Annotated in this window: 11 protein-coding genes; 3 read left to right on the plus strand and 8 right to left on the minus strand. The window is 62.6% G+C overall.

Annotation, left to right across the window (positions count from 1 at the left end; all coding sequences use genetic code 11):
- Positions 1 to 12: 12 nt before the first annotated feature.
- The 7 genes from HU738_RS04400 to HU738_RS04430 all read right to left on the minus strand — a co-directional run bounded on the left by HU738_RS04400 (position 13) and on the right by HU738_RS04430 (position 7173).
- Positions 13 to 1632 (minus strand): EAL domain-containing protein, encoded by a 1620-nt coding sequence (locus HU738_RS04400; RefSeq protein WP_186601602.1) that lies wholly within the window; start codon positions 1630 to 1632, stop codon positions 13 to 15.
- An 82-nt stretch (positions 1633 to 1714) separates the two neighbouring features.
- Positions 1715 to 2491, minus strand: a complete 777-nt coding sequence (locus HU738_RS04405; protein WP_197894656.1) for an N-acetylmuramoyl-L-alanine amidase — start codon at positions 2489 to 2491, stop codon at positions 1715 to 1717.
- A 65-nt stretch (positions 2492 to 2556) separates the two neighbouring features.
- Entirely contained in the window at positions 2557 to 4494 is a 1938-nt protein-coding gene (locus tag HU738_RS04410; RefSeq protein ID WP_186601600.1) for a GGDEF domain-containing protein, read from the minus strand.
- Between the two features lie 98 nt (positions 4495 to 4592).
- Complete coding sequence (locus HU738_RS04415) at positions 4593 to 5447, minus strand: endonuclease/exonuclease/phosphatase family protein (RefSeq protein WP_176508399.1); 855 nt, start codon at positions 5445 to 5447, stop codon at positions 4593 to 4595.
- Between the two features lie 12 nt (positions 5448 to 5459).
- Positions 5460 to 6095 (minus strand): thiol:disulfide interchange protein DsbA, encoded by a 636-nt coding sequence (gene dsbA, locus HU738_RS04420; protein WP_176508400.1) that lies wholly within the window; start codon positions 6093 to 6095, stop codon positions 5460 to 5462.
- 153 nt (positions 6096 to 6248) lie between these two features.
- Complete coding sequence (locus tag HU738_RS04425) at positions 6249 to 6866, minus strand: c-type cytochrome (RefSeq protein WP_176508401.1); 618 nt, start codon at positions 6864 to 6866, stop codon at positions 6249 to 6251.
- A gap of 31 nt (positions 6867 to 6897) precedes the next feature.
- On the minus strand, positions 6898 to 7173 hold the full coding sequence (locus HU738_RS04430; protein ID WP_176508402.1) for a c-type cytochrome: 276 nt from the start codon (positions 7171 to 7173) through the stop codon (positions 6898 to 6900).
- A 220-nt stretch (positions 7174 to 7393) separates the two neighbouring features.
- Here HU738_RS04430 and yihA point away from each other — a divergent pair, with 220 nt between their 5' ends.
- Positions 7394 to 8026 (plus strand): ribosome biogenesis GTP-binding protein YihA/YsxC, encoded by a 633-nt coding sequence (gene yihA, locus HU738_RS04435; protein WP_054884364.1) that lies wholly within the window; start codon positions 7394 to 7396, stop codon positions 8024 to 8026.
- Between the two features lie 402 nt (positions 8027 to 8428).
- On the opposite strand, the gene polA is transcribed toward yihA, so the two are convergent.
- On the minus strand, positions 8429 to 11176 hold the full coding sequence (gene polA, locus HU738_RS04440) for a DNA polymerase I (protein WP_186601599.1): 2748 nt from the start codon (positions 11174 to 11176) through the stop codon (positions 8429 to 8431).
- Positions 11177 to 11250: 74 nt separating this feature from the next.
- On the opposite strand from polA, the gene HU738_RS04445 reads away from it, so the two are divergent.
- Complete coding sequence (locus HU738_RS04445; protein ID WP_027917186.1) at positions 11251 to 11538, plus strand: DUF2782 domain-containing protein; 288 nt, start codon at positions 11251 to 11253, stop codon at positions 11536 to 11538.
- A 71-nt stretch (positions 11539 to 11609) separates the two neighbouring features.
- Positions 11610 to 12560, plus strand: coding sequence for a homoserine kinase (locus HU738_RS04450; protein ID WP_186601598.1), 951 nt, complete (start codon positions 11610 to 11612; stop codon positions 12558 to 12560).
- Positions 12561 to 12575: the final 15 nt, after the last annotated feature.

Below are 12575 nucleotides of genomic sequence, written 5' to 3' on the forward strand. Positions count from 1 at the left end.
CCTGGCCCACGCTCAGGGCTCATCATCGATCCGCGCCCGCCGTGGTTGCCGGCCACGGGTCACCAGTTCGGCGAATTGCCGGGCATTGAGCGGATGGGCAAACAACCAGCCCTGCCCGTAATGCACCCCCTCGCTGTTGAGCAGCACGGCCTGCGCCTCGCATTCGATGCCCTCGGCAATCACCCGCAGATGCAGGTCATGTGCCATGCGTATGATGTGCGGCGCCACGCCGCTGCTGGCAGCATCGTGCCCCAGGGCATCGATGAATGCCTTGTCGATCTTGAGGCAGTCCACCGGCAAGGTCTGCAGGTAGGCCAGGCTGCAATAACCCGTGCCAAAGTCGTCGATCAACACTTGATGCCCGACCGCACGCAGGGCCTGGAGGTTATCACGCGCCACCACCACGTCGATCAGCCCGCGCTCGGTGACTTCAAAGGCAATCTGGCTGGCCGCGACGCGATGCAACGCCAGCAGCCGCGCCGCCACCCGGCCTATGCGCGGCACCATCACATCGCAGGCTGCCAGGTTCACCGAGATATAAAGATTGCGATGCGAGCGCAGCAACTGGCCCAATTGCTCCAGCACACGTTGCAGCACGAAATCGGTGATCTGCCGGATCTGCCCAGTGTTTTCCGCCAGCGGAATGAACAAATCCGGGCTGGTCAGCGAGCCGTCCGGGCGACGCCAGCGCACCAGGGCCTCGGCACCGACACAGCGACGGCTGTCGAGCTCGATGATGGGTTGATACAGCACCTGCAACTCGCCCCGGCGCAGGGCATTCTGCAGTTCGGAACTCATCGAACGCCGCTGCAGAATCAACTGCAGCACCAGCCAGCCGATACAGCAGGCCGCCAGCACACTGCCAGGGAACAGCAGCCAGAGCATGCCGTTCATGCGTAACGGCAGGCTGGCCCGCGGCGCGATCAGCACCAGCTGGTAGTCCGGCGACTTGGTCGGCATGCGATAGACCAGCCGATCGCGCAGCTCGAATAAAGACTTCTGGCTGGGGGGTGGCCAGCCACTGGTGGGCGGCCATGCCTGGGGCGGGCCCAGCACCGGGATTGCACGGGTGCCGTTATCCAGCACCACCAGCAGGCTGCCGCCCGGTGGCAGGTCAACCACGTCGGTCAGGTGCCCACGCGAGGTGGAAACCAGGAAATTACCCCGCGCCAGCATCAAGGCAGCGAGGTTTTCGTTGGGTTCAGTGGTGGTGTTGAGCCAGTAGCTGTAGGTCGGCCCCTGAATATCCGGCGCACGGGTTGGCACGAAGGCCCTTGCCCCGCCCCGGTTTGAGCAAGCGACATTGGCATCCACATAAGCGGCTTCATAAATGAAGCGCGAACCCAGACCTACTTGCTGCAGCACTGAAACCATCGCCGGGCTGCAGCCGCGCAGCGACTGCGCCTGCAGTTCGTCAACGCCCTCGCGCAGTTGGCCGAACACCTGCTCCAGGCGGTCGAGAAAGCGCTCGCCCTGGGCGTTCATCTGCGCGCTCTCGCTTTCCTTCATCTGCTGCAGCGCAATACCGATACTGGCGGTCAGCAATACGGCGGCGCTGGCCAACGCTGCCAGGGAGGCCAGCATCCAGGGGCGGTAAAAAAATTGGCGCAACACAGAAATCAGGGCAGACATGGGCAGCATCCAGTTGATTAACAAGGTATAGCAACTGGAATGTGAATCGGCTCTGCCGTTTGGCGCCCGAATACGATTCGCCTTAGCGCATGCGATTTAGCACCGAAAGCATGGCAGCGGTCTGAGCGTCCGGCATGCCGTCGAAACGCTGCGGGCGGAAATGCATCTGGAAGGCGGCGATCACATGCCGCGTGGTGACATCCAGCTGCCCGGTCTGCTCGATGGCATAGCCGAAGCGCGCCAGTTCCTGCTGGAACCAGCCAATGGTCGGAGGATTGACGTTGAAGTACGCCTGCTGGCGGGCCACGGCATTGGGCTCGGGCCAGACGCCAAGGCCCGCATCCGCCAGGCGCTTCCAAGGGAACAGCGGGCCAGGGTCGAGCTTGCGCGATGGCGCAATGTCGCTGTGGCCAATGATGTGCCGCGGCTCGATGTTGTTGCGCTTGACGATATCCTTGAGCAAAGCGATCAGCGACTGGATCTGCGCCTCGCTGTAGGGGTACCAGACGCGGCCATTGGCAGTATCGTCGAACCCGGGGTTGACGATCTCGATGCCGATGGAACTGGAATTCAACCAGGTGCGCCCTTGCCACTGGCTGTCACCGGCATGCCAGGCGCGACGGTTCTCGTCGACCAGCTGGTAAACCGTGGCCGGGCCGTCGCCGATCAGGTAATGCGCGCTGACTTCGCCATGGGTCAGCAATGCCAGCGAACGCTCCAGCGAGGCGTTGGTGTAGTGCAGGACAACGAACTGGATACGGTTGTCCTGGTTGGCGGAAGGGTGGCTGCGGTCGATGCGCAAGCCGGTCGAGCAACCGGCCAGTACAAGCATCAGCAATGCGCAAATCAATGCTTTCATGTGGGAAGCCAAGCTAATCGGGCAGTAACGCAATAGCATAACGTAAGCGCACGCCGGCTACCCGTTCAGCTTTGTTCCACGCGATTACGGCCTTGATCCTTGGCCCGATACAACGCAGCGTCGGCGCGCTTGAGCACCTGGTCGCCACGTTCGCCAGAACGGAAAGCGCTCAAGCCGATGGATGTGGTGATGACCACGCGTTCGCCCTTGAAATGGAACGGGCAGGCCGCGATCGCCGCGCGCAGCGTTTCGGCAACCTGGGCTGCGGCCGCCGGGGAAGTCTGCGGCAACAACAGCACGAACTCTTCACCGCCGAAGCGGGCAATGAAATCGCGGGGGCGCAGGCGTTTGCGCAACTGATCGGCGACAATCTTCAGCACCTTGTCGCCGGCAAGGTGGCCGTAACTGTCATTGATACGCTTGAAGTGGTCCAGATCGAGGATCGCCATGGCCAGGTGACCACCACTTTCCTGCCAGTCGAGCATTTCGCGCTCGACCTGTTCGCTCCAGGCCGCCCGATTGGGCAGCCCTGTCAGCGGATCGATCAATGCCTTCTGCCGCTGTTCTTCCAGGTGTTCGCGATAGCCAAGGGCTTCCTGTTCCATGCTGGCGACCCGCTCGGCCAGGCCTTGCAGGCGCCCGGCAAGTTCCTGCTCGCGGCGATCGCGCTCGTGCTGGTGCTCGTCCATGGTGCCAAGCAGTGTTTCCAGGCGGTTTTCCAGGATGTGCTTGAGGCTGTCCACATCCACCGCGCCCTGAACGCTGCTTTGCAGGCCGCCGACCTGTTCGCGCAGCTGGTTGTCCAGCTCGCGCGCAGCGGAACTGTTGTCGGCATGGCCGGCGCTGGCTTCGTGCAGGTGGCTCTGGAAGCTGTCGAGGCGCTCGTTGAGCTGCTGCAGGTAAGTCTCGATTTCGTGCTGGCCGCTGTCGGTGATCGCCAACATGAGCACGGCCAGGTCGTCGAGAACCGGGATCAATTCATACCAGTTCAGCCCGCGTGCTACCCGCTCGCGCATTTCCTGGGCCTGAGCCTTGTGGCGCTCCGGCAGGCTGAGGTCGTCCAGCAGGCCGATCAGCGTTTGTTCGATGTGTGCGGCGACCTGGCTGTACGGCGGCTCCAGCGCATCGGGAAGGGCGTAGGGGCCGTCTCCTGCGAACACTTCTTCAAGTGTCGCCGGCACCGGGTCCGTCGACTGCTCCGGCATTTCGGGAGCTTCTGCGGCCTGCGGCTCAGCTTCAGGCTGGACCACCCGCGGTTGTTCAGCGCGGTGTGCCTCTGCAAGCACGTGCGGCTGGGCAACATGCGCAGTTTCCTCAGGCGCCGGCGCAGGCGCGGCAGCCGTCAGAGGTTGCAGCTCGTCTGCATCACGCGGCGGCAAGTCCACCAGCACGGGCCCATCCGGCTGTGGTTGGGCTTCAGGCGGCGCAATTGCAGGCGCAGGTTGCGCAGGCGGAGCGGCCTCATGCTGAGGCTCGTGGTCGCGGTTGCCGAACAGGCGTTGCAGGAAGCCCGGCCGGGCCTCGTCATCCGGTTTGCTCAGCGACGAGAGCGCACGCCCTTGCAAGCCACTGAGTTCACCCAGCAATGGCGGTAACTCGCGTGACTGGGCGACCCCGCCATCGAGCTTTTTCGCCAGCTTTTTCAAGGGCCGGGCAACTTCACCCGGCAATGGCAAGCCCTGAAGTTGGGTAACCAGCGCGTTCAGGGCATCGCTGACCTGATTCATGCGGGTTTCCCGGCGCTGCTCGGAGTCCAGCACCGCCTTTTCCAGGCGCGGAATCAACCCGGCAAGGCCGGCGTCCATGTTGTCGCTGCGAATAACCTCACGCATCTCCTTCATGCACTCGTCGACGACCTTGTCGCTGCCTTCGGCCGCCAGGGTGCTGCGCACCAGGCCACGGCGCAGCAGGTCGAGGCGCGCTTCCCAGCGGCGTTCGAGCTTTTCCTGCTTTTCGATGCTTTTGAGGTATTTTTCTTTCCAGCGCTCGGCTTCTTCGGTCATGCCTGGATCCGCGACGGGTAATGCATCTGTGGGCTGTGTAATGACACACTGTCGGCGCGCCTGGCAAACACTTGAGGGCTTGCCGCGCTTTTGCTGATCTAGCTCAAGACCGGCAGCGTATCCACAGTCAGTGCATCAGGCAATCGGATCTCTACCGCAACGGGAAGGTGATCGGAAATCGGCTGCGCCAGCACCTCGACCCGCTCCAGGGTCAGGCTCGAACTGAGCAGGATGTGATCCAGGCAGCGCTGCGGACGCCAGCTGGGGAAGGTGGCTTCGACCTGAGGTGCAATCAGGCCGAGATCGCGCAGGGGCGAGTGCTCGAGCAGGTCGGTGGCGTGGGTATTCATGTCCCCCATGAGCACCTGGTGACGGTAACCGCCAATCAGCTCACGGATGTAGCCCAATTGCAGGGCGCGAGTCTTGGCGCCCAGGGCCAGGTGCATCATGACCACGATCAGCGCATCCTCACCCTCGCCAAACCGCACCAGGATCGCACCACGACCGGCCGGGCCGGGCAGCGGGTGATCTTCGAGGTGTTGCGGCTTGAGGCGGCTGAGCACGCCATTGCTGTGCTGGGCAAAACGCCCGAGGTTGCGGTTGAGCTGCTGGTACCAGTAAGGGAAGGAACCCAGCTGGGCCAGATGCTCCACCTGGTTGACGTAGCCTGAGCGCAGGCTGCCGCCATCGGCTTCCTGCAGGGCCACCAGGTCGAAGTCGCTGAGCAACTGACCGATTTTCTGCAGGTTGCCGGCCCGCCCGGTATGCGGCAGCAGGTGCTGCCAGCTGCGGGTCAGGTAGTGCCGGTAGCGCTCGGTGCTGATACCGACCTGGATGTTGAAGCTGAGCAGCCGCAGGCGACCATCCTCGGGCAGGCCCGGGGCCTGCAGGTGATGCTCGTTGACCTGCGGCTGGTGCAGGCCAATGCCACGCGCGGTCCTGAAGCGGCGCATGGGGTACGCCGCTTACTTAGCGGCGCGCTCCTTGGCGATCAGTTGGTCAGCAACATTCAGCACGCCTTCCGGCCCGCCAGCGGTGCCCAGGTCGAAGCGGTACTTGCCGTTGACCACCATGCTCGGTACGCCGGTGATCTCGTACTTCTTCGCCAGTTCCTTGGCCTGGTTGACCTGGCCCTTGATGGCGAACGAGTTGAAGGTGGCGAGGAACTTGTCCTTGTCCACGCCTTGGGTGGCGAGGAAGTCGGCCATGTCGTTCGGGTCGGTCAGGCGCTTGCGCTGGTTCTGGATGGCGTCGAAGACGGCTGCATGAACCTTGTGCTCGACGCCCATGGCTTCGAGGGTCAGGAACATCTGGCCGTGGGCGTCCCACGGGCCACCGAACATCGCCGGTACACGCTTGAAGTTGACATCCTTGGGTAGCTTATCGACCCACGGGTTGATGGTCGGCTCGAAGTGGTAGCAGTGAGGGCAGCCATACCAGAACAACTCGACCACTTCGATCTTGCCTGGCTGGGATACCGGAACAGGGTTGCTCAGCTCGATGTACTCCTTGCCGGCAGTGGCAGGCTCTGCGGCCTGGACGGCAGTCATCCCGAAGACGCTGGCAGCGACCAGCGCGGCGCTGAGAATCAGTTTACGCATGCTTTACTCCTGAGCATTTCATGGTCGCCTCGTCGCGACCTGTGCTGTGACCGGTGGCGAAGGGCCCGAGTTCTGTAGTGTAACGGCTGCGGACAGAAAAAAGGGCGGTCCGCGCCGCCCTTTCATCTTTAGCGTTGCTGCATTAACCCAATGTTAATGCAGGCCCTGGATGTAGCTGGCCAGCGCTTCGATCTCGTGGTTGCTGAGCTTGCCGGCGATGGTACGCATGGTCATCGCATCGCCGTCGTTGGTGCGGTTGCCTTCGCGGAAATCGGTAAGCTGCTTGGTCACGTACTGCGCATGCTGGCCGCCCAGGTGCGGGAAGCCGGCGAGGGCAATACCCGCGCCGTTGGGCGAGTGGCAGCCGGTGCAGGCAGGCATGCCTTTTTCCAGGTTGCCGCCATTGAACAGCGCACGGCCGCGTTCGACCAGCTTGGGATCGGCTGCACCCACGCTGCCTTTCTGGCTGGCGAACCAGGCGGCGATGTCGGCCAGGTCCTGGTCGTTGAAATTGGCCAGCATGCCGGTCATTTCCAGCACGGTGCGCTTGCCCGACTTGATGTCGTGCAGTTGCTTTTCAAGGTAGCGCTGGCCCTGGCCAGCCAGTTTCGGGAAGTTCGGCGCCAGGCTGTTGCCGTCCGGGTTGTGGCAGGCGCCACAGACGGCCGTCTTGGCCTGGCCAGCGGCGGCATCGCCTTTGATGGGTTCTGCAGCAGTGGCCGCACCTGCGACACCCAGGGTCAACAGCAGACTCACGACTAGTTTGTTCATCAGCTAATCCAACACGGCTAAGGGTGAAATGTTATGTATCGGGACTGCCGCTCATCCAAAGGATGACCAAACGGTAGTCCTCGGCACTGCAGTCCATGCACAATCCACGCGGCGGCATAGCCTTGAAACCCTGGGTAACATGCACCACCAGTTGCTCCATGCCTTGCGCCAGCCTTGGCTCCCAAGCTGCCAGGTCACCCTTCTTGGGTGCCTGTGGCAACTGCCCGGCATGACAGGCCGCACACGTGCGGTTGTACAACGCCTCGGGATCCTGTGTAGCCTGTGCGCTGAAAAACGGCAGGAACATACCGACAGCTAGCAGCCATTTCGCCGAGCGAAACGACCTGACAGGGTTGGGGGACGCGCTGCGTTCTGATGCGCGAGCTATTGTTCGACACCCCATGCCCATTCCCCTTCGCTGGGAGAATGAGCACACAAAAACTGGGGCATTATATACTTCCGCCATCCAAACGGAAACGACACCGCTTGCCAGCCTAGGCTTTGGCAACACCCACATCGGATATCCCATGCAAGTCAAGAACCCCATCCTCGGCCTCTGCCAGAAAGCCAAATTCGCCCTCAGCGCTGCCAAGGTCGAACAATGCCCGGACGACCAGGGTTACGAGGTGGCTTTCGCCGGCCGTTCCAACGCCGGCAAATCCAGCGCCCTCAATACCCTGACTCATGCCAGCCTGGCGCGAACCTCGAAGACTCCAGGGCGCACCCAGCTGTTGAATTTCTTCAGTCTGGACGATGAACGGCGTTTGGTCGACCTGCCGGGCTACGGATATGCAAAAGTCCCGATTCCGCTCAAGCAGCACTGGCAAAAGCACCTGGAGGCCTATCTGGGCAGCCGTGATTGCCTGAAAGGCATCATCCTGATGATGGATGTGCGTCACCCGATGACCGACTTCGACAAGATGATGCTCGACTGGGCCAGAGCCAGCGGCATGCCGATGCATATCCTGCTGACCAAAGCCGACAAACTCACCCACGGCGCAGGCAAGAACACCTTGCTCAAGGTGCAGTCGGAAATCCGCAAAGGCTGGGGGGACACGGCCACCATCCAGCTGTTCTCGGCGCCCAAGCGCCTGGGCCTGGAGGAGGCTTACCGGGTGCTGGCCGACTGGATGGAACTGGAAGACAAGCCAGCTGTTTGATGGCAGGCATCACACACTGTGGGAGCGGGATTACCCGCGAATGCGATGTTGGAAGTGCCGCCGCATTCGCGGGTAAACCCGCTCCTACAGGGATCGCTACAGGCCATAGGTCGAATTCCGGGCAAAAAAAACCCCGGACTTCGTATGGGGAGGGGGAAGTTCGGGGTTCAAGTCTGGACCGCTAGGGCGGGGTCCAGGTATCTGCCAACACTTAACACAACATAGGAGCATCGAAAGGCTTCACCAGCCATTCAGTTACTCTGAGTTCCGCTTCACTGGTTTAGTTCCGGAGCGCTCAAAACTATTTGCGATAGTTTCATGAAACTGCCGAACTAATGGCATCGAGCCATGCCAGGATCCGCGTCGCTACGTCGCAGATCCTACACACCTTTCCCGGCTCAATCAGTGAGCTTCATCCCAATTCGAACCAACACCTGCCTCGACCACCAGCGGGACATCCAGCTGCGCGGCATTGCTCATGTGCGTGCGAATTTCATCCTTCACCTGCTCCACCAGGTCTTCACGCACCTCCAGCACCAGTTCGTCGTGCACCTGCAGGATCACCCGTGCGTCCAGGCCGCTCTCGCTCAGCCAGTTGTCGACGTTGACCATTGCACGCTTGATGATGTCGGCGGCAGTGCCCTGCATCGGCGCGTTGATCGCCGTGCGCTCGGCGCCCTTGCGCAGGGCCGGGTTCTTGGCGTTGATGTCGGGGAGGTACAGGCGTCGGCCGAACAGGGTTTCAACGAAACCTTGTTCTGCGGCCTGGGCGCGGGTGCGCTCCATGTAGGCCAGCACGCCCGGGTAGCGGGCGAAGTAGCGGTCGATATAGTCCTGCGACTGCTTGCGGTCGACCCCAATCTGCTTGGCCAGGCCAAACGCGCTCATGCCATAGATCAGCCCGAAGTTGATGGCCTTGGCACTGCGCCGCTGGTCGGTGGTGACGTCTTCCAGCGCCACGCCGAACACTTCCGCCGCCGTTGCGCGGTGCACGTCAAGATCGTTGCGGAAGGCATGCAGCAGGCCTTCGTCCTTGGCCAGGTGAGCCATGATGCGCAGTTCGATCTGCGAATAGTCCGCCGCCAGCAGCTTGTAGCCGGGGCTGGCAACGAAGGCCTGACGAATGCGCCGGCCCTCGGCGGTGCGGATCGGGATGTTCTGCAGGTTCGGGTCGCTGGATGACAAGCGTCCGGTGGCGGCTACGGCCTGCTGATAGGAGGTGTGGATACGCCCGGTGCGCGGGTTGATCTGCCCCGGCAGCTTGTCGGTATAGGTGCTCTTGAGCTTGCTAAGGCTGCGGTACTGCATCAGCACTTCAGGCAGCGGGTAGCCTTGTTCGGCCAGTTCGTCGAGCACCGCTTCGGCGGTGGAGGGCTGGCCCTTGGCGGTCTTGCTCAGTACCGGCATGCCCAGTTTGTCGTAGAGGATCGCGCCCAGCTGCTTGGGCGAGCCAAGGTTGAATTCCTCGCCGGCCAGGGCGTAGGCGCGCTGCTCCAGCTCAGCCATCTTCACGCCCAGCTCGCCGCTCTGAACCTGCAACAGCGCGGCATCGACCAGCGCGCCCTGGCGCTCGATCTTGGCCAGCACCGGCACCAGCGGCATCTCGATGTCCATCAGCACCGCCTGCACGCTTGGCGTCTGCGCCAGGCGCGCCTGCAGTGCGTGGTGCAGGCGCAGGGTGATATCGGCATCTTCGGCGGCGTAGGGGCCGGCCTTGTCCAGGTTGATCTGGTTGAAGGTCAGTTGCTTGGCGCCTTTGCCGGCGATGTCCTCGAAGGCAATGGTGGTGTGGTCGAGGTACTTCAGTGCCAGGCTGTCCATGTCATGGCGGGTGGCGGTGGAGTTGAGCACGTATGACTCCAGCATGGTGTCGTAGGCCACACCGCGCATGTCGATGGCTGGCGAGCTGTTGGCGAGGATGTTGATGTCGTACTTCGCGTTCTGCCCGACCTTGGCCTTGGCCGGGTCTTCCAGCAGGGGTTTCAACGCCAGCAGCACAGCCTCGCGGTCCAGCTGGGCCGGGGCGCCTTCATAGTCATGGGCCAGCGGCACATAGGCCGCTTCATGAGGCTCGACCGCGAACGACACGCCCACCAGCTGCGCCTGCTGGGCGTCCAGGCTGGTGGTTTCGGTATCGAAAGCGAACAACGGTGCCTGGCGCAGCTTCTCCAGCCAGACGTCGAAGCGGGCTTGATCGAGAACAGTCTCGTACTTGGGCTCGACCGTGGCAGCCGGCGCTTCGATCACGGCGACGGGTTCGCCGGTCTTGACCGCATCGCGCTGGACCTCGGCAATCCAGCTCTTGAACTCCATCTCGGTGTACAGCGCCAGCAGCGCCTCGCGGTCAGGCTCGCCACAGACCAGCGCCTCGACCTCCACCTCCAGCGGCACATCGCACTTGATGGTGGCCAGCTCATAGGACAGGAATGCCGCGTCGCGATGCTCCTCGAGCTTGGCGGGCAGGGTCTTGGCGCCGCGGATGGCCAGCGTCGGGACCTTGTCGAGGTTGGCATACAGGTCGCTGAGGCCACCGCCGATACCGGTCAGCAGGCCGACGGCGGTCTTTTCACCCACGCCCGGCACGCCAGGGATGTTGTCGACCTTGTCGCCCATCAGGGCGAGGAAGTCGATGATGTGTTCCGGGCCAACGCCGAACTTTTCGTGCACGCCGGCTACGTCAAGCACACTGCCGGTCATGGTGTTGACCAGGGTCACGTGGCCGTCCACCAGTTGTGCCATGTCCTTGTCGCCGGTCGAGATGATGACCGGGCGGCCCTGGGTCGCGCTGCTGCGGGCGAGGGTGCCGATCACGTCATCGGCCTCGACGCCTTCGACGCACAGCAAGGGGTAGCCCAGTGCCCGGACGCTGGCATGCAGCGGCTCGACCTGCACCCGCAGGTCGTCGGGCATGCTCGGGCGGTTGGCCTTGTACTCGGCGAACATGGCATCCCGGAAAGTCCCGCCCTTGGCGTCGAAAACCACGGCAAACAGGCTGTCAGGGTATTGCTTGCGCAGGCTCTTGAGCATGTTGAGCACACCCTTGACCGCGCCGGTCGGCATGCCCTTGGACGTGGTCAGCGGCGGCAGCGCATGGAAGGCGCGGTAGAGGTAGGAGGAACCGTCCACCAGGACGAGGGGCGCTTGGCTCATGAGCAGAATCAACCTTTTCGGCGGGTCCGGAGCTAGAATAGCCGGATCAATGACGACAAAGGGACTAGGTTATCATGCGTACACTCAATCGCCTGTTACTGCTCGGCCTGTTGGCAACCATGCCGGTCGTCACCCTGGCGGCGGAAGACGCCCCCTCGGCCGATCCCGAGGTGACCATTCGCACGGAAGGCGATAAGACCATCCAGGAATACCGGCAAAACGGCTTCCTGTATGCAATCAAGATCACGCCGAAAAACGGCAAGCCGTATTTCCTGGTACGCGCCGATGGCACCGATGCCAATTTCATTCGTTCCGACCAGCCGGACATGCTGATCCCGTCCTGGAAGATCTTCGAGTGGTAATCTGACGCGCGCACCGTTCACATCAACCCGGCACTTCCCGGCGGAAGTGCCCGTATGGGCTTTTTTTCATCATGTCAGTCTTCACCCCCGTGACCCGGCCTGAGCTGGAAACCTTTCTGGCACCGTACGCGCTGGGCCGCCTGCTCGACTTCCAGGGCATTGCCGCCGGTACCGAGAACAGCAACTTCTTCGTCAGCCTCGAACAGGGTGAGTTCGTCCTGACGCTGGTCGAGCGCGGCCCGGTCGAGGACATGCCGTTCTTCATCGAACTGCTGGACGTGCTGCACGGTGCCGACATGCCTGTGCCCTACGCCCTGCGTGACCGTGACGGCAATGCCCTGCGCGAACTGTGCGGCAAGCCGGCCTTGCTGCAGCCGCGGCTTTCGGGCAAACACATCAAGGCACCGAATGCCCAGCATTGCGCCCAGGTGGGTGAATTGCTCGCGCACATTCACCTGGCTACCCGCGAACGCATCATCGAGCGCCGCACCGACCGCGGCCTGGACTGGATGCTGGCATCCGGTGCCGAGCTGCTGCCGCGCCTGAGCGCCGAACAGGCGGCACTGTTGCAGCCTGCACTGGATGAGATCACCGCGCACAAGGCGCAAATCCTGGCCTTGCCACGGGCCAACCTGCATGCTGACCTGTTCCGCGATAACGTGATGTTCGAAGGCACCCACCTGACCGGTGTGATCGACTTCTATAACGCCTGTTCCGGGCCGATGCTGTATGACATCGCCATTACCGTGAACGACTGGTGCCTGGATGAACATGGCGCGATCGATGTGCCGCGCGCCCAGGCACTTCTGGCGGCCTATGCGACGTTGCGGCCGTTTACCGCTGCCGAAGCCGAACTGTGGCCAGAAATGTTGCGGGTAGGCTGCGTGCGCTTCTGGCTGTCGCGCCTGATTGCGGCGGAATCGTTTGCCGGGATGGATGTGATGATCCACGACCCGAGCGAGTTCGAGGTGCGCCTGGCACAGCGCCAGCAAGTGGCTTTGCACCTGCCGTTCGCCCTGTAGACCGCATCTGCTTCT

The sequence above is a fragment of the Pseudomonas vlassakiae genome (genome assembly GCF_014269035.2).
Classification (GTDB): Bacteria; Pseudomonadota; Gammaproteobacteria; order Pseudomonadales; family Pseudomonadaceae; genus Aquipseudomonas; species Aquipseudomonas vlassakiae.